A 16,528-nucleotide genomic window follows, 5' to 3' on the forward strand; every position below is an offset into this window, starting at 1 on the left:
GGAGGGGACCCCAGGGGCCGAAGGGGCCGAAGGGGCCGGAGAGACCGGAGAGACCGGGGGCCAGGGCCGCACCGGCGGCAGCGTCGGCCGGTGCGGTCAGCAGGGGCCGTCCCTCCGGTTCAGGAAGCGCCGTTCAGCATCCTCGTCAGCACCTCACGCTGGAGCGGCTGCGCCTCGGTGTGGCGCGCGAGCCCCTTCTCCGTGAGCTTCACCTGGACGCCCCGCCGGTCCTCGGCGCACATCCCCCGCAGGACCAGGCCGTCCTTCTCCAGGCGCGCGACCGTCCGGGACAGCGCGCTCTGACTGAGGTGGACCCGGCCCGCGAGCTCCTGGACGCGCCAGGAGGCCGGGCCGTCCTCGGCCACGCCCTCGGCGAGGACGTCGAGGACCTCGAAGTCGCTGGCGCCGAGCCCGTACGGCGGGAGGGCCCGGTCGAGCTCGCCAGCCGGTTCGTCAAGGGCCTCAGCGCGGCCTTCACCGCCCCCGCCGGACTGTCGATCATCACGACGACCTTCAAGGAGGGCCCGGAGCGCAACCGGGCCCTGGCGATCTACACCACCTGTGCCGCCACCGGCTTCCCCATGGGCCTGGTCCTCTCCGGCCTGCTCACCGAGCTCAGCTGGCGGTGGACCATGCTCCTGCCCGCCCCCGTCGCCCTGATCGCCCTCGTCTTCGCGATCCGCCTCATCCCCCACAGCGCCCGCGAGGACTCCTCCGGCGGCTACGACCTGCCGGGCGCCGTCACCGGCACGGCCGCGATGCTGCTGCTCGTCTTCACCGTCGTCCAGGCCCCCGAGGCCGGCTGGACCTCGGCCAGGACCCTGCTGTCCTTCCTCGTGGCCGCCGCCCTCCTCGTCGCCTTCGTCCTGGTGGAACGGCGGAGCGCGAGCCCGCTCGTACGGCTCGGGGTCCTGCGCTCGGGCTCCCAGGTCCGCGCCCAGCTCGGCGCGGCGGTGTTCTTCGGCTCGTACGTGGCCTTCCAGTTCATCGTGACCCCGTACATGCAGGTGCTGCTCGACTGGTCCGCGCTCCAGACCGCGCTGGCCTTCCTCCCGGCGGGCGTGCTCGTGGCGCGCTCTCCTCCACGAAGATCGGCGGAATCATGGACCGCTTCGGCACGCCCCGGGTGATCGCCGTCGGCTTCACGCTGCCCGTCGTCGCGTACGGGCTGTTCCTGCGGATCTCACTGCCCCCGCAGTACGCGGCCGTGATCCTGCCCTCGATGCTGCTCCTCGGCGCCGCCTGCGCCCTGGTCTTCCCGTCGCTCAACATCCGGGCCACCACCGGCGTCGACGACCGCGAGCAGGGGATGGTCTCGGGGCTCCTCAACACCTCGATCCAGGTCGGCGGCGCGCTCTTCCTCGCCGTCGTCACCGCCGTCATCACCGCAGACGGAGAGGCGTCGGCCTCTCCGCAGGCGGCCCTGGACAGCTTCCGGCCGGGACTCGCCGTGGTCACTGCCATCTCCCTCGCCGGACTTCTCATCACCCTGCCGGGTCTCCGGAAGAAGCGGCCGGCCGCCACCGAATCGGTCGTCGTGGCCCGCTCGACGCCCACGGAGTCCCCGGCCGACGGCGACACCGACGGGCTGACCACCAGGAAGGTCGCGGTACGCGACTGAGCCGTCCGGAAGGCCGGGCGGCCGGGCGCATCACCGGGGCGAGCTCGGCGCCCGGCCCTCCGCTCAGCCCAGCCAGCCGGGCCGCACGAGGCCCGACTCATAGGCAAGGACGACGAGTTGGGCGCGGTCCCGAACGCCCAGCTTCACCATCGCGCGGCTCACATGGGTCTTGGCGGTGAGCGGGCTGACGACCAGCCGGCGGGCGATCTCCTCGTTCGAGAGGCCGATCCCCACGAGGGCCATCACCTCCCGCTCCCGCTCGGTCAGCGCGGCCGTGGCGCCCGGGGCCTTGGAACGGGCCGCGAACTCCTCGATCAGCCGCCGGGTCACCCCCGGGGAGAGCAGCGCGTCGCCGTGGACGACGGCCCGCACCGCCCGCAGCAGCTCCTCCGGTTCGGTGTCCTTCACGAGGAAGCCGGAGGCGCCCGCGCGGATCGCCTCGAAGACGTACTCGTCGAGCTCGAAGGTGGTCAGCATGACGACCCGGACCCCCGCGAGGTCCGGGTCGTCCGTGATGTGCCGGGTGGCTTCGAGGCCGTCGAGCCTCGGCATCCGGATGTCCATGAGGACGACGTCGGGGCGCAGCGCCCGCACCCGCTCCACCGCCTCGGCACCGTCCGCGGCCTCCCCCGCCACCTCGATGTCCGGCTGGGCGTCGAGCAGCGCCCGGAACCCCGCACGGACCAGCGACTGGTCGTCGGCGAGCAGCACACGGATCACGGGGTCTCCTCGGGACTGGGTGAGTTGGATGACCTGGGTGCGTGGGGTGGACTGGGTGCGTGGGGTGGACTGGGTGCGTGGGGTGAGCTCGGTGAGCTCGGTGAGCTCGGTGAGCTCGGTGAGCTCGGTGAGCTCGGTGAGCTCGGTGAGCTGCGCGGCGGGGGTGGGCGGAGCGGGAGGACCGCGTGGACGCGGAAGCCGCCGTCGGGCCGTACGCCCGCCTCGATCGTGCCACCCAGGGCCACGGCACGCTCCCGCATGCCCGCGAGGCCGTTGCCGCTGCCGCCCGCCTCCGTGCCGGTGGCGGGGCCTTCGTCGTCGACGCGCAGGTCGAGGCGGGCGGGGCCGTACGCGATCTCCACCCGGGCGGTACGGGAACCGGAGTGCCGGACCACATTGGTCAGCGCCTCCTGCACGATCCGGAAGGCGGCCAGGTCGGTCCCGGGAGGCAGGACGGTGGCGGGCGGGCCGCTCGCCGTGACGGTGACGGTCAGCCCCGCGGAGGCGGCCTGCTCGACGAGTTCAGGGAGGCGGTCCAGGCCGGGGGCCGGGGCGCGCGGGGCGTCGCCGGGGCTACGGAGGGTGTCGAGGACCTGCCGCACCTCGCCCAGCGCCTCCTTGCTGGCCGCCTTGATGGCGGTCAGCGCGGTGCGGGCCTGCTCGGGGTCGGCGTCGAGCAGCGCGAGACCGACCCCCGCCTGGACGTTGATCACGGAGATCGAGTGGGCGAGCACGTCGTGGAGCTCGCGCGCGATGCGGAGCCGCTCCTCGTCGGCGCGGCGCCGCTCGGCCACGGCGCGCTCGGCCCGCTGCCGCGCCCACTGCTCCCGCCTTACCCGTACGAGCTCGGAGGCGGCGAGCACGGCGAAGGCGAAGGCGCCCGCGGACAGCTCCTGGCCCCAGGGCGCGGGTCCGTCGCCGGCCGGGGGAAGCCACCGGTACAGCCAGTGCGAGAGCAGCAGGTGGCCCGCCCAGAGCAGTCCGAGGGCCCAGCCCGCGGCGGTCCTGTGACCGTGGACGACGGCGGCGAAGCCGGCGACGGCGATCAGGACGAACACCGGGCCGTACGGATAACCGCCCGCCAGGTAGCCGAGCGTGACGGCCGCGACGGCGAACACCACGGGAACGGGCCGTCGGTGACGGAGCACCAGCGGCGCCGCCCCGAGGAGCAGCAGGGCCCGCCCGAGGACGTCGAGCGTCTCCCGGTCGGGCTGGTTCCGCGCGGCGACGCCGGTCCCCGCCACGACGAACAGGGCGATCACGAGCGTCGACCGCCAGGCGAGCCCGACCGGGCCCCGCTCCCCGGCCCGCCGGCCCCACGGTGCCCGGCCCGTGCCTCCGACACCGCGCCAGGCGGTCCGCACCTCGTCCATGACCGTCACGCTATCCGTGCCCGCCGAGCGAGGACGTCACCCGAGCGAGGTGGCCGCCCGTACTCCCCCGGGAGTATGAGGGCGGGTACGGGGCGGAGAACGAGTACGGGGACGGCGTGCGGGGGCAGGGGTACGGGGGGCGGCAGGGGTACGGGGGGGCGGGGCGCTCAGCCGCGTGGGAGGAGTCCCACGTCCTGGCCCAGGCGGCGGGCGGCCGTCGTGAAGAGGGCGTCACGGTCCTCGACGAGTCGGTGGAACTGGCCGAAGACCTCGAAGGAGACCAGACCGAAGAGCTGCGACCAGGCCGCGACCAGGGCGACGACGAGCGCCGGGGGCAGGTCCGGGGCGATGTCGGCGGTGATGCGGACGGCCTCGGGGCGGAGGTCGTCGGGGAGCGGGGGGAGGGCGACGCCCTCGCCGTCGTGGGCCTCGCGGGCGATGTCGACGAGGACGAGTCCGACGCGGGCGGCGGGGGCGTTGGTGTCCTGGGGTGCGGTGTAGCCGGGGACGGGCGAACCATAGATCAGGGCGTACTCGTGCGGGTGCCCGACGGCCCAGGCGCGGACCGCCCGGCAGACGGCGGTCCAGCGGACGAGCGGGCGCTGACCGGCGGTCTCGGCGGCGGCGGTCTCGGCGGCGGCTCCGACGGCGTCGTAGGCGTCGACGATGAGGGCGGTCAGCAGGTCGTCACGGCTGGGGAAGTACCGGTAGAGGGCGGAGGACACCATGCCCAGCTCACGGGCGACGGCGCGCAACGACAGTTTGGCGGCGCCCTCGGCGGCGAGCTGGGTACGGGCCTCGGCCTTGATGGCGGCGGTGATCTCGACGCGTGCGCGTGCGCGGGCTCCTCTAACAGCTGTCATGGAGAGCAGTGTGCCATTCGCAGAGCATCGACCCGAAACGAGAGCACTGCTCTTGCGCGAGAGCGCTGCTCCGTGCAGACTGGAGGCAAGCGAGAGCACTGCTCACGCTTTGCACTCACCGTTCCACAGGAGGAACCCATGTCCGCTCAGCCCGCCGCCCACGTCATGAAGCCCGGCTGGTTCACGGTCAACGTCCTCAACCGCGCCGTCGCGTGGATGACCCGTCGGGGCATCAGCGTCTGGGGCTCCCGCGTCCTCGCCGTCCGCGGCCGCAAGAGCGGCGAATGGCGCCGCACCCCCGTCAACCTCCTGACGGTGGACGGCACCCAGTACCTGGTGGCCCCGCGCGGCCACGTCCAGTGGACCCACAACATGCGCGCCGCCGGCGGCGGGCAGCTGCACCTCGGCAAGCACGCGGAGGCGTTCACCGCCGTCGAACTGGCCGACGACGACAAGCCCGCGCTGCTCCGCGCCTACCTCAAGCGCTGGAAGGCCGAGGTCGGCGTCTTCTTCGGCGGGGTCGGCCCGGACTCCTCCGACGAGGAACTCCGCGCCATCGCGCCGAAGCACCCCGTCTTCCGCATCACGACGACGGGCCCCGCCGCTCCGGCCGTGTGAACCGGCCGGAGCAGCGGAGCCCGTACGCGCCGATGGCGCCCCGCACGCCCCTCACACCGACAGAGGCGCTGATGGCGATCCGTCAGACCTGCTCCGCGGCCTCCGGAGCCTCCGAAGTCGCCGAGGCCGCAGGAGTGGCCTGGCCGCCGGCCTTCGCCTCCGGAGCCGTCCCGGTCTGGACCTCGGCCCCACTCCCGGATTCAGCCACCGTCCCCGTCCCCGTCCCCGTATCCGTCCCGGACGCCGCGCGCTCGCGCGCGGTGACGCCCCGGCCTGCGGGGCCGACGCCGGAGGCGGTGTCCATCCGCTTGTCCAGGAACTCCAGCGCCCGTCGGGCCATGCCGTTCGAGCGGACCATGCCGCCGAGGGTGGCGGAGCCGCGGGTGATGTCGGCGAAGGCGTTCCACGCGGGACGGAACCCCGTGATCGTGGCGTGCAGCAGCCCCGGGCGGCGCTCGAAGAGCGCGAGCATCCGCCGCCCGACCGCCATCTCCACACCGAGACCGGCCTTGATGGCGAACGCGTAGTTCAGGGCCTGGCGCCGGGCGTCCACCGCGTCGTTCGCCTCCGCGACCCGTACGGCCCACTCCCCCGCGAGGCGACCCGAGCGGAGCGCGTACGAGATGCCCTCGCGGGTCCACGGCTCCAGGAGTCCGGCCGCGTCGCCACAGACCAGGACCCGGCCGCGGGAGAGCGGCGAGTCGTCGGTGCGGCAGCGCGTCAGGTGCCCGGAGGAGATCGTGGGCTCGAAGCCGGCGAGGCCGAGCCGGGCGACGAAGTCCTCCATGTACCGCTTGGTGGCGGCGCCCTCGCCGCGTGCCGAGATGACGCCGACGGTCAGCGTGTCGCCCTTGGGGAAGACCCACCCGTAACTGCCGGGCATCGGACCCCAGTCGATGAGAACGCGGCCCTTCCAGTCCTCGGCCACGGACGGCGGCACGGGGATCTCCGCCTCCAGGCCCAGGTCGACCTGACCGAGCTTCACCCCGACATGTGCTCCTATGCGGCCGGCACTGCCGTCGGCGCCGACGACCGCGCGAGCGAGGACGGTCTCGCCGTCGGCCAGGACGACCGCGACCGTCCGCCGGTCCGGGACGGCCGGGCCGTGCTGCTCCACCCGGGCCACCGAGACTCCGGTCCTCAGCTCGGCGCCCGCCTTCTGCGCGTGCTCGACGAGCTGCGCGTCGAACTCCGGCCGGTTGATGAGCCCGAAGAGCATCCGGCGCGACCGGCGGGTGCGGGCGAAGCGGCCGTCGAGGGAGAAGGTGACGGCGTTCACCCTGTCCTGGAGGGGCAGTTCGAAGCCGGGCGGGAGGGAGTCCCGGGAAGGGCCGATGATGCCGCCGCCGCAGGTCTTGTACCGGGGCAGCTCCGACTTCTCCAGGAGCAGGACCCTACGGCCCGCGACCGCCGCGGCGTAGGCCGCGGACGCGCCGGCCGGGCCCGCGCCGACCACGACCACGTCCCAGACCTCCGCCTCCTCGTCCGCACCGATGCCGGCGCTGACGTCAGCAGTGACGTCGTGGGTGGCGTCGGCGGCCGTATCGGCGGTGACGGTGGTGTCGGCCCCGGTACCGGCGGCGGTAGTGGTGGTGGCGATGTCCTCGGCACCCGTATCGGCGGCGTCGTCACACGCGGCGGCGTCGTCGTCAGCGTTGGCGGCGTTCTCGGGACCGGCGTTCTCTGCGTGCTCGCTGCTCACGATGTGCTTCTGCTCCTGATCCGACCGTTGGTCTGCTCTCGTCGCATCCTACGGCTCGGTACCCGGAGCCCCGCGCCGTAGGATCTACGGTGCGTTCGCCGTACCACGACATACGACGAACGCCCTCCCCTACGTCGTAACGTCGCACCCACCAGGAGCGTGCCCATGACCGCGAATCCGATCGCCGAGACCGTCCGGTCCCTGATGCCCCGGGCCAAGTCCGAGCTCACGGAGCTCGTGGCCTTCGAGTCCGTGGCGGACGAGGCCGTGGCGCCCCGCAGCGAGTGCGAGGCGGCGGCGAACTGGGTCGCGGACGCGCTGCGCGCCGAGGACTTCCAGGACGTGGCGCTGCTCGACACGCCCGACGGTTCGCAGGCCGTGTACGGCCTCCTGCCCGGTCCGGCCGGCGCGCCGACCGTCCTCCTCTACGCGCACTACGACGTGCAGCCGAAGCTGGACGAGGCCGCCTGGCTCACCCCGCCGTTCGAGCTGACCGAGCGGGACGGCCGCTGGTACGGGCGCGGTACCGCCGACTGCAAGGGCGGCTTCATCCTGCACCTGCTCGCGCTGCGCGCCCTCAAGGCGAACGGCGGCGTTCCGGTGACGGTCAAGATGATCGTCGAGGGTTCGGAGGAGCAGGGCACCGGTGGTCTGGAGCGGTACGCCGAGCAGCACCCCGAGGTGCTGGCCGCCGACACGATCGTCATCGGCGACGCGGGCAACTTCCGCGTGGGCCTGCCGACGGTGACCGCGACCCTGCGCGGCATGACGATGATCCGGGTGCAGATCGACACCCTGGAGGGCAATCTGCACTCCGGTCAGTTCGGCGGCGCCGCGCCGGACGCGCTGGCCGCGCTGATCCGCGTCCTCGACTCGCTGCGCGGCCCCGACGGCTCCACCGTCATCGACGGCCTGCCGGGCGACACGGCGTGGGAGGGCCTCCAGTACCCGGAGGAGGACTTCCGCCAGGACGCCAAGGTCCTCTCGGGCGTGGCGCTGCCGGGCGCCGGCACCGTCGCGGACCGGATCTGGGCGCGCCCTGCCGTGACCGTCATCGGCATCGACTGCCACCCGGTGGCCGGGGCGACCCCGTCGATCCCCGCGTCGGCCCGCGCCCAGATCAGCCTGCGGGTGCCGCCCGGTCAGGACGCGGTCGAGGCGACGAAGCTGCTCTTCGCGCACATCGAGAACCACACGCCGTGGAACGCCCGGGTGTCCCTGGAGCAGGTCGGTCAGGGCCAGGCCTTCCAGGCGGACACGTCGAGCCCGGCGTACGCGTCGATGGCCGAGGCGATGAGGATCGCGTACCCCGGTCAGGAGATGCAGACGGCGGGCATGGGCGGCTCGATCCCGCTGTGCAACACGCTGGCCTCGCTGTACCCGGAGGCGGAGATCCTGCTGATCGGTCTGAGCGAGCCGGAGGCGCAGATCCACGCGCCCAACGAGTCGGTCTCGCCGGAGGAGTTGGAGCGGCTCTCGGTCGCCGAGGCACACTTCCTGGTCAACTACGCCCGCTCGAAGCAGAACTGACGGCGAAAAAGATCGGGCGCTCGGCGACCCCCGTCGAGCGCGCCGAGCACCCGGGCTCGACGGGGCCCCACCCCATGGCCGGTCTCAGGCCGGCTTGCGCCACACGGAGACGTGCTTCGTGGAGTCCTGGGTGAACGGCGACCCGTCCCAGTCGGCGACGCGGCGGTCCAGTTCGAGCCCGGCGATCCGAGCCATCAGGTCGAGCTCCGCCGGCCAGGCGTACCGGTGCCGGGAGTTCCCGCGGCGGTAGCGGGTGTTTTCGTCGTCGCCGTCGCCGTCGCGGGTGAAGTGGTGCGAGACGAGTATCTGCTCGACCAGGTCGAAGGTGTCGAAGCCGAGGTGCCGCGGGGAGACGTCGAACGGCACCGCGACCTGGCCGGGCGGCAGGAGCCGTAGCGGCGGCACGCCCAACTCGATGACGAACCGGCCGCCGGGTTCCAGATGCCGTGCGGCGTTGCGGAAGCACTCGACCTGCTCGTCCTGCGTGAGCAGGTTCGTGATGGTGTTGTAGACGAGGTAGACCAGGGTGAACCCGCCGGGAACGACGGTGGTGGCCATGTCCCCGATGACTACCGGGAGGGTGGCCTCGTCGGTCTTGCGCCGCAGCACCGCTGCCATGTGCTCGGACAGTTCGATGCCCACCACCGGCACGCCGCGTTCCCGGAGCGGGATGCCCACGCGTCCGGTTCCGATCGCGAACTCCAGTGCCCGGCCGTCTCCGGCGAGCTCGGCGAGGAAGGTGAGGGTGGGTTCGAGAACGGCGGCCGAGGAGGATGCGGCTTCCTCGGCGTCGTAGCGGTCGGCGGTCGCGCGGGTCCACAGTTCACTGCTCGTCACGGGTGGCCACTGTGCCGGGTGCCGAGGGCGCTGTCGACGCATTTATGAACCCGCCCCGCCCCCTCGTCATCAGCCACTAGGGTGCGTCCCGCCCCACCGGGACGCCGGCCTCCAGGTTGAGGACGGTGCCGCGTTCGCGGGCGCGCAGTGCCCAGCGGAGGCGGTCGTACCGGACGGGCGGCAGGAGGCCGGCGGCCTCCTCCTCGGTGACGAAGCGCCACTCGCGGAGCTCGGCGCCGGGGAGGCGGAGGCGCGCGGTGTCGGCGGCGTGGAGCGTGCCGCCGTCGAAGAGGAGTCGGAGGCCGCCGTATCCCGGGGGCTTGGGCCGCTCCCAGTCGACGAGCAACAGGCGGGGTACGGCGTCGAGTTCGAGACCGATCTCCTCAGCCACCTCGCGCATGCCGGCGCGGGCCGGCGGTTCGCCCGGTTCGACGACGCCGCCGGGGAACTCCCAGCCGGGCTTGTAGGTGGGGTCGACGAGCAGGAAGCGGTCCTCCTCGTCGAAGAGCAGGACGCCCGCCGCCAGGGTCTCGCCGGTCGGTTCGGGCGTCTGGACGATGCCGCAGGACGCGGCCCGTTCGGTCCGGACCGCGTCGGCGACGGCCCGGGCGGCCTCGGCCACGGTGAGCGCCGAGGTGTCGACGGTGTACGCGTCCCCGGCGAGCCAGTCGAGCGCGGCACGGTACGGCGGGAGGTGGCCGTGGCACCACTGCCGTACGCGCGCGTCGGCGGCGGGCTCGCCGTGCTCGGTCCGGCCGTCGATCCGCTGCCGCAGGATCGTTTCCTCCGGAGCGAGCAGGACATGCCGCACCTCGATCCGGCGGGCGGCGAGCGCGCCGAAGATCTCGTCCCGGTACTCCTGCCTGAGCAGGGTCATGGGGACGATCAGCACCCCGCCGACCTCGGCCAGCAGGGCGGCGGCGGTGTCGACGACCATGCGCCGCCAGATCGCCAGGTCCTGGTAGTCCTCGACCTCGGCGAGCCGTTTGGCCGGAAGCAGCCAGGTCATGGTGCCGCCGACGAGTTCGGGGTCGTACAGGGTGCTGTGCGGGATCAGATCGACCAGTTCGCGCGCGGTACTGGACTTTCCCGCACCGAACGCACCGTTGATCCAGACGATCACGATTCCCCCTCTTGGATAGCCCCCAGTGGATTGCCCGCAACACCCTGCCACGAAAACCCCGCACGCACGTCCGACACATCTCCGGGCGGGCCGACACGGCCGGGGACGGGGGCGAGGGGCCGGGGGCGAGGCCCGGCCGGGGACGGGGCGGGGCCGCGGGGCAGGGCCAGGCCGGTGCGAGGCCAGGCCGGTGCGGGCCCGGGCTCGGCCTGGAGCCCGGGCTCGGCCGCGCCGTCGCGGTCAGGAGCGGGGGCTGGGCCAGGCCGCGCCGCTACCCGTGCATCCGGCGGCCGCCGCGGCGCCCAGCAGGCCGGCGTCGGTGCCCGTGGCGGCCGGGACGACCGTCAGGTTCCGTACGAAGGAGAGCGTCGCGTAGGACCTGAGGGCGCGGCGCAGCGGACCGAAGAGGACCTCTCCCGCGCCCGCCACACCGCCGCCGACGACCGCGATGTCGATCTCGACGAGCGTCGCCGTGGCGGCGATGCCCGCCGCGAGCGCCTGCGCGGCCCGCTCGAAGGAGGCGAGGGCGACCGGGTCCCCGGCCCGCGCGGCGGTGGCCACCGCCGCCGCGGAGGTGTCGCCGTCCGGCCCCGGCCGCCAGCCGTTCTCCAGGGCGCGGCGGGCGATGTACGGGCCGCTGGCGAGCCGTTCGACGCAGCCGCGCCCACCGCAGGCGCAGGGATCGCCGTCCAGGTCCACGGAGATGTGGCCGAGGTGACCGGCGTTGCCGGTGGGGCCGGGGTGGAGCCGCCCTCCGAGGACGAGACCGCCGCCGACACCGGTGGAGACCACGAGGCAGAGGGCGTTGTCGTGGCCCCGGGCGGCGCCGAGCCATTGCTCGGCGGCGGTCATGGCCACCCCGTCGCCGACCAGGGTGACCGGGCGCCCGCCCGTCGCCCGGGCGACCCGCTCGACGAGCGGGAAGTCGCGCCAGCCCGGCACGTTCACCGGGCTCACCGTCCCCCGCGAGGCGTCGACCGGGCCCGCGCTGCCGATGCCGACCGCCCGCGCCGCCTCCCACAGCGGCCCGGCGGCGAGCTCCCCGAGCACGGCCTCGACGGCCTTCATCACCGTCTCGCCGTCCTCCCGGGCGGGGGTGGGCCGCTGGGCCCGCACGCGGATGCGTCCCTCGCTGTCGACCAGCGCCCCGGCGATCTTGGTGCCGCCGATGTCGAGCGCGACGACGGGACCCGGGGCGGGGCCGGGTGCGGGATCGGTGTGCATGGGCACGGGTCCTCCAGTCGGCGGCCGGGAACGGCCGGGGGGGTATCCGTACAGTCTGCCCAGTCACACGGCGTCTGACAACGTTGTCCAGGCTCTATGCTCGACCTGAGACCCAGATCCCGGATCGGCATCGGATCCGGATGCCGGAAGCGGAACCACCAGCTCGACCGGAATCGGAACCGGAACCGGCGACGGGATTCGCAGCCGACACGACGGAGGACCCCCGCACCGTGGCCGACATCGCCCGCCGCACCGATCACCGCTACGGCAACCGGCCCACGATGAAGGACGTCGCCGCCCGCGCGGGTGTCGGCCTCAAGACGGTCTCCCGCGTCGTCAACGGCGAGCCCGGCGTCACCACGGACACCGAGCGCCGCGTCCAGGAGGCCATCGAGGCCCTCGGCTTCCGCCGCAACGACAGCGCGCGGGTCCTGCGCAAGGGCAGGACCGCCAGCGTCGGACTGGTCCTGGAGGACCTCGCCGACCCCTTCTACGGGCCGCTCAGCCGCGCGGTCGAGGAGGTCGCGCGGGCGCACGGCGCGCTCCTCATCAACGGTTCGAGCGCCGAGGACCCGGACCGGGAGCAGGAGTTGGCCCTCGCGCTCTGCGCCCGCCGGGTGGACGGTCTCATCGTCATCCCCGCCGGTGACGACCACCGCTATCTGGAGCCGGAGATCAGGGCGGGCGTCGCCACCGTCTTCGTCGACCGGCCGGCGGGGCGGATCGAGGTCGACGCCGTCCTCTCCGACAGCTTCGGCGGGGCGCGCGACGGCGTGGCCCATCTGATCGCCCACGGACACCGGCGGATCGGCTTCATCGGTGACCGTCCGCGCATCCACACCGGCGCCGAGCGACTGCGCGGCTACCGCGCGGCGATGGAGGAGGCGGGTCTGCCGGTCCTGGACGACTGGGTCTCGCTCGGGTCGACCGGTCCTGAGCGGGTGGCCGCGGCCGTACGGGAGATGCTGACCGCACCGGAGCCGGTGACGGCGCTGTTCGCGGGGAACAACCGGGTCACCGTGACGGCGGTACGGACCCTCGCCGGGCACACGCCTCCGATCGCGCTCGTCGGCTTCGACGACATCGAACTGGCCGATCTGCTCGGCATCACGGTCGTCGCCCAGGACTCCGCCGCGCTCGGCCGGACGGCGGCGGAGCGGCTCTTCCGGCGGCTCGACGGGGCCGGCGGTCCGCCGGAGCGGGTGGTGCTCGGCACGACGCTCATCCCCCGCGGCTCGGGGGAGATCGTCGCGCCGACCGCCTGAGAAGCCGTACGGGACACGACGGCCGACGAGGCGGCCGGTCAAGCAGTCGACTGAACAGCCGACGACGCCGTCAGCGGCTCCCCTCAGCAGATCCTGAGGCCCTCCACGGGGCCGCCCGAGGCGCCGCCCGCGAGGTTCAGCACGCTGAGGTAGACGTTGGTGTTGCCGCTGTCGTCGTCGGTCCTGGCGAACCAGCGACTGCTCACTCCGCCGTACGACTCGCTGTGGTCGAGGTCGACCTGGCAGTACAGGACATGCGGTCCGGCACCGATCGTGCCCATCTCGCCGCCGTCGTAGCGGGTCGTCGTGGAGCTCCGGACGACCTGGCAGGTGGCGGAGGAACCGGCGGTCTCGCAGCCGGCGGGCGGCTGCGGGGCCTCGGTGGTGGGTGCGGCCGTGCTCCCGCCGGCCCCCGCGCCGCTCCCGTCCGAGGCCCCGGCGGAATCGCCCGTCGGGGCTGTGCCGCCGTCCGAGGTCCCCGGGGCCGTCGCACCGCCGGCGGCGGAGCCGCCGCCCGACGCCGGGCCGGCGCTGCCGCCGATGGTGCCGCCGTCCGCCCCTGCCGCGGCGCCACCGGAACCGGTGCCCGACCCCGTAGCGGATCCCGAACCGGATCCCGAACCACTTCCCGTACCGGACCCTTCGCCGGATCCCGAACCGCCGCCCGATCCGTCGCCCCCGGTGCCGCCCGTGGCGGAGCCGCGCTCGCCGGGCCCGCCGGACGCCTGGCCGGAAGCGGTCGCCCCGTCGGGGCCGGTGCCGGAGGGCGAGGCGGAGGAACCGGACACGCCGGAGGACGGCGCGCCGCTGCCACCGGGATCCAGCACACGGCCGGCGTCCCCGTCCGGAGCGCCGCCGGCGTCCCCGTCCCCCAGGCTCCCGCCTGCTGCCCGCTGGGTGGTGCCGTGGTCCATGAGGGAGTACGTGATGCCTCCGCCGGCCAGCAGGACGGCGGCCACGGACGCGGCCACCAGCGCGTTCCTGCGACGCCCCGCCGACCCGGCCGCTCGGGCCCGCCGGCCGGCATCCACCCGGCTGCCACGCGACGTCAGGGGTTCCTGAGACACCCCAGACATCCCAGACACCCCCGGTATCGCGGGTGCCTCAGGTGCCACAGGTGCCACAGGTGCCACAGGCAGCACAGGCGCCACTGGCGGGCCGAAGCCCTCCACCGGCGCGGCAGCCGCCGGCGCGGCAGCCGCCGGCGCCGAGGCCTCCATCACCGCGCCCAGGAGGAGCGCCGCCTCGCGGGCGTCCGGCCGGGAGCTCGGGTCCTTGTCGAGCAGGCGGAGCAGGACCGGGGTGAGGGGCCCCGCCCGGCGGGGTTCCGGGAGGGGTTCGGTGACGATGGCCGCGAGGGTCGACCAGGTCGACGTACGGCGGAAGGGTGAGGCGCCCTCGACCGCCGCGTACAGGGTCGCGCCGACCGCCCACACGTCCGACGCGGGGCCCGGGTTCTCTCCGCGCGCCCGCTCGGGGGCGAGGAAGTCGAGGGAGCCGATGATCTCGCCGCTGCGGGTGAGGCGCGTCGCGGAGCCGTCGCCGGGGTCCTCCATCGTGGCGATGCCGAAGTCGGTGAGGACGACCCGGGCCGATGGGGCCTCCACTGGTCGAGCGGAGTCGAGAGCCTGGGGATTGTCGAGCAGGATGTTGCCGGGCTTGACGTCCCGGTGGAGCACGCCCACGTCGTGCGCGGCGGCGAGCGCCTCCAGGACCCTGGCGCCGATCCGGGCGGCCTCGACCGGATCCAGGGGGCCGCGCTCCCCCAGGACGTCGTCGAGAGAGGGCCCGTCGACGAGTTCCATGACGATGACGGGCCGGCCCTCGTGCTCGGTGACGTCGTGGACGGCCACGACTCCGGGGTGGCGGACCCGGGCGGCGGCCCGCGCCTCCCGCGTCATCCGGAGGCGCAGATCGGCCAGTTCGGGCCCGGCGGCGTCCGAGTACACCCGGAGTTCCTTGACGGCGACCTCGCGCCCGAGCACCTCGTCGACGGCCCGCCAGACGACACCCATGCCGCCGCGCCCGAGCTGTCCCACGATTCTGTAGCGGCCCGCGAGCCACCCGTTCTCCCCCGCTGACACCGCTGCCCCGTTCCCCTGTCGAGCACATGCGCGCTTCGCGCGCGAACTCGCACAGGGTACGGGGCAGTTGGCCGGATCACGCCGCTCCGCCGATCAGGACGGGACGGCGCGGGACGGTCCCGGGACGATCCGGGACGGCTACTCGGCCGAAGCGGTGAGGTCGCCGCGGCGCGGGGCGGCGAACCGGTCGAGCGCGGCGCGGGTCATGCCGGTGAGGGCGTCGACCTCGGCCGTGTCGAGCGCGCCGCAGTCGATGCCGCGCAGCAGGTACGAGGAGAGCGCCTTCGCGGTGGCGGGCTCGTCCATGACGTCGCCGCCCGCGTGGTTGGCGTACGCGGAGAGGCGCTTGGCGGCGGCCTCGAAGCCCTCGCGGTAGAAGGCGAAGACGGCGGCGTAACGGGTCGGGATGTGGCCGGGGTGCATGTCCCAGCCCTGGTAGTAGGCGCGGGCGAGGGCACGGCGGGTCAGGCCGTAGTGCAGGCGCCAGGCCTCGTGGACGTGCTCGGTGGAGCCGACCGGGAGGACGTTCGTGGAGCCGTCGGAGACGCGGACGCCCGTGCCGGCGGCGGCGACCTGCATGATCGCCTTGGCGTGGTCGGCGGCGGGGTGGTCGCTGGCCTGGTAGGCGGCGGAGACGCCGAGGCAGGCGCTGTAGTCGAAGGTCCCGTAGTGCAGGCCGGTGGCGCGGCCCTCGGCGGCGCCGATCATCCGGGCGACGGCGGCGGTGCCGTCGCCGGCCAGGATGGACTGGCTGGTCTCGATCTGGATCTCGAAGCCGAGGCGGCCGGCGTCCAGGCCGTGGGCGTTCTCGAAGGCCTCCAGGAGGCGCACGAAGGCGGAGACCTGCTCGGGGTAGGTCACCTTGGGGAGGGTGAGGACGAGGCCGTCGGGGAGGCCGCCGTTCTCCAGGAGGCCGGTGAGGAAGACGTCGGTGGTGCGGATGCCGCGGTCGCGTACGGCGGACTCCATGCACTTCATCCGGATGCCCATGTACGGGGCGGCCGTACCCTTCGCGTACGCCTCCGAGATCAGCCGGGCGGCGCGGGCGGCGTCCTGGTCCTCGTCCTGACCCGCGTAACCGTCCTCGAAGTCGACGCGGAGGTCCTCGATGGGCTCGCGCTCCAGCTTGGCGCGCACGCGGCCGTAGACGTCCTCGGCGAGGTCGTCGGCGAGGCCGAGGACGGCGGCGAAGGAGGCGGCGTCCGGGGCGTGCTCGTCGAGGGCCGCGAGGGCCTGGTCGCCCCAGGTGCGGACGGTGTCGGCGTCGAAGACGTTGCCCGGGACGTAGACCGTGTGGACGGGCTGGCGGGTGCCGGGGTCTCCCGGGTAGCGGCGGTCGAGCTCTGCGTCCACCGCCGCCAGGGAGGCGCTGATGCCCTCGCTGACCGCGCCCGCGAGGCTCGTCGACACCTTCTCCTGCTGACCCATCCCACACCCTCCTGTTTTCCGCTGCACGGAATCAACAATCCGTATAGTGAAGTTAATAGTCGGCCAGGACCCGCGTCAATGGGTGTCCGAAACAGCCGGGGGCCGCGCGGCGACGAATCGCCACGCGGCCCCCGGGCCGT

The 16,528-nt window shown here is 73.9% G+C and carries 12 protein-coding genes and 2 pseudogenes; 4 read left to right on the forward strand and 10 right to left on the reverse strand.

All coding sequences use genetic code 11. The annotated features are described in order from the left end of the window. Nucleotides 1-119: 119 nt before the first annotated feature. Nucleotides 120-440, reverse strand: a pseudogene (locus ACWFR1_RS06930) (MarR family winged helix-turn-helix transcriptional regulator); the annotation flags it as partial. Here ACWFR1_RS06930 and ACWFR1_RS06935 point away from each other — a divergent pair. After that, a pseudogene (locus tag ACWFR1_RS06935) lies at nucleotides 426-1,621 on the forward strand (MFS transporter); the annotation flags it as partial. The pseudogenes ACWFR1_RS06930 and ACWFR1_RS06935 sit on opposite strands and share 15 nt — an antisense overlap. A gap of 63 nt (nucleotides 1,622-1,684) precedes the next feature. Here ACWFR1_RS06935 and ACWFR1_RS06940 read toward each other — a convergent pair. The 3 genes from ACWFR1_RS06940 to ACWFR1_RS06950 form a co-directional block, all read right to left on the reverse strand. Further along, complete coding sequence (locus ACWFR1_RS06940; RefSeq protein WP_453547355.1) at nucleotides 1,685-2,341, reverse strand: response regulator; 657 nt, start codon at nucleotides 2,339-2,341, stop codon at nucleotides 1,685-1,687. Continuing rightward, nucleotides 2,338-3,714, reverse strand: coding sequence for a sensor histidine kinase (locus ACWFR1_RS06945; protein ID WP_453547357.1), 1,377 nt, complete (start codon nucleotides 3,712-3,714; stop codon nucleotides 2,338-2,340). The genes ACWFR1_RS06940 and ACWFR1_RS06945 overlap by 4 nt, the downstream gene beginning before the upstream one ends. 167 nt (nucleotides 3,715-3,881) lie before the next feature. Beyond that, nucleotides 3,882-4,577, reverse strand: a complete 696-nt coding sequence (locus tag ACWFR1_RS06950; protein WP_453547359.1) for a TetR/AcrR family transcriptional regulator — start codon at nucleotides 4,575-4,577, stop codon at nucleotides 3,882-3,884. Nucleotides 4,578-4,715: 138 nt separating this feature from the next. On the opposite strand from ACWFR1_RS06950, the gene ACWFR1_RS06955 reads away from it, so the two are divergent. Then, nucleotides 4,716-5,195 (forward strand): nitroreductase family deazaflavin-dependent oxidoreductase, encoded by a 480-nt coding sequence (locus tag ACWFR1_RS06955; protein WP_453547361.1) that lies wholly within the window; start codon nucleotides 4,716-4,718, stop codon nucleotides 5,193-5,195. A gap of 82 nt (nucleotides 5,196-5,277) precedes the next feature. On the opposite strand, the gene ACWFR1_RS06960 is transcribed toward ACWFR1_RS06955, so the two are convergent. Continuing rightward, nucleotides 5,278-6,690, reverse strand: a complete 1,413-nt coding sequence (locus ACWFR1_RS06960; protein ID WP_453547601.1) for a geranylgeranyl reductase family protein — start codon at nucleotides 6,688-6,690, stop codon at nucleotides 5,278-5,280. Between the two features lie 372 nt (nucleotides 6,691-7,062). Here ACWFR1_RS06960 and ACWFR1_RS06965 point away from each other — a divergent pair, with 372 nt between their 5' ends. Next, the gene (locus ACWFR1_RS06965; RefSeq protein WP_453547363.1) at nucleotides 7,063-8,427 is read left to right on the forward strand and encodes a M20/M25/M40 family metallo-hydrolase; all 1,365 of its coding nucleotides are present in this window, start codon (nucleotides 7,063-7,065) and stop codon (nucleotides 8,425-8,427) included. 84 nt (nucleotides 8,428-8,511) lie between these two features. Here ACWFR1_RS06965 and ACWFR1_RS06970 read toward each other — a convergent pair whose 3' ends face one another. The 3 genes from ACWFR1_RS06970 to ACWFR1_RS06980 form a co-directional block, all read right to left on the reverse strand. Continuing rightward, nucleotides 8,512-9,264 carry a class I SAM-dependent DNA methyltransferase gene (locus ACWFR1_RS06970; protein ID WP_453547365.1) on the reverse strand — a complete coding sequence of 251 codons (753 nt, stop codon included), beginning with the start codon at nucleotides 9,262-9,264 and terminating at the stop codon, nucleotides 8,512-8,514. Nucleotides 9,265-9,340: 76 nt separating this feature from the next. Beyond that, nucleotides 9,341-10,387, reverse strand: coding sequence for an NUDIX domain-containing protein (locus ACWFR1_RS06975; protein WP_453547367.1), 1,047 nt, complete (start codon nucleotides 10,385-10,387; stop codon nucleotides 9,341-9,343). A gap of 240 nt (nucleotides 10,388-10,627) precedes the next feature. Beyond that, nucleotides 10,628-11,611 (reverse strand): ROK family protein, encoded by a 984-nt coding sequence (locus tag ACWFR1_RS06980; protein ID WP_453547370.1) that lies wholly within the window; start codon nucleotides 11,609-11,611, stop codon nucleotides 10,628-10,630. A gap of 230 nt (nucleotides 11,612-11,841) precedes the next feature. Here ACWFR1_RS06980 and ACWFR1_RS06985 point away from each other — a divergent pair, with 230 nt between their 5' ends. After that, nucleotides 11,842-12,876, forward strand: a complete 1,035-nt coding sequence (locus tag ACWFR1_RS06985; RefSeq protein WP_453547372.1) for a LacI family DNA-binding transcriptional regulator — start codon at nucleotides 11,842-11,844, stop codon at nucleotides 12,874-12,876. Between the two features lie 83 nt (nucleotides 12,877-12,959). Here the strand turns inward: ACWFR1_RS06985 and ACWFR1_RS06990 are convergent, their stop codons facing one another. Together ACWFR1_RS06990 and ACWFR1_RS06995 are read right to left on the reverse strand one after the other, a co-directional pair. Further along, complete coding sequence (locus tag ACWFR1_RS06990; RefSeq protein ID WP_453547603.1) at nucleotides 12,960-14,891, reverse strand: serine/threonine-protein kinase; 1,932 nt, start codon at nucleotides 14,889-14,891, stop codon at nucleotides 12,960-12,962. 207 nt (nucleotides 14,892-15,098) lie between these two features. Then, nucleotides 15,099-16,388, reverse strand: a complete 1,290-nt coding sequence (locus tag ACWFR1_RS06995; protein ID WP_453547375.1) for a DUF6986 family protein — start codon at nucleotides 16,386-16,388, stop codon at nucleotides 15,099-15,101. Between the last annotated feature and the right edge of the window lie 140 nt (nucleotides 16,389-16,528).

The sequence above is a fragment of the Streptomyces sp. NPDC055103 genome, assembly GCF_053607625.1.

What these genes read in the sequence shown, in the direction of transcription:
- ACWFR1_RS06950 (WP_453547359.1), bottom strand. Translation starts at nt 4,577, where the DNA reads ATGACAGCTGTTAGAGGAGCCCGCGCACGCGCACGCGTCGAGATCACC.
- ACWFR1_RS06945 (WP_453547357.1), bottom strand. Translation starts at nt 3,714, where the DNA reads ATGGACGAGGTGCGGACCGCCTGGCGCGGTGTCGGAGGCACGGGCCGG.
- ACWFR1_RS06995 (WP_453547375.1), bottom strand. Translation starts at nt 16,388, where the DNA reads ATGGGTCAGCAGGAGAAGGTGTCGACGAGCCTCGCGGGCGCGGTCAGC.
- ACWFR1_RS06965 (WP_453547363.1), top strand. Translation starts at nt 7,063, where the DNA reads ATGACCGCGAATCCGATCGCCGAGACCGTCCGGTCCCTGATGCCCCGG.
- ACWFR1_RS06980 (WP_453547370.1), bottom strand. Translation starts at nt 11,611, where the DNA reads ATGCACACCGATCCCGCACCCGGCCCCGCCCCGGGTCCCGTCGTCGCG.
- ACWFR1_RS06990 (WP_453547603.1), bottom strand. Translation starts at nt 14,891, where the DNA reads ATGGGTGTCGTCTGGCGGGCCGTCGACGAGGTGCTCGGGCGCGAGGTC.
- ACWFR1_RS06955 (WP_453547361.1), top strand. Translation starts at nt 4,716, where the DNA reads ATGTCCGCTCAGCCCGCCGCCCACGTCATGAAGCCCGGCTGGTTCACG.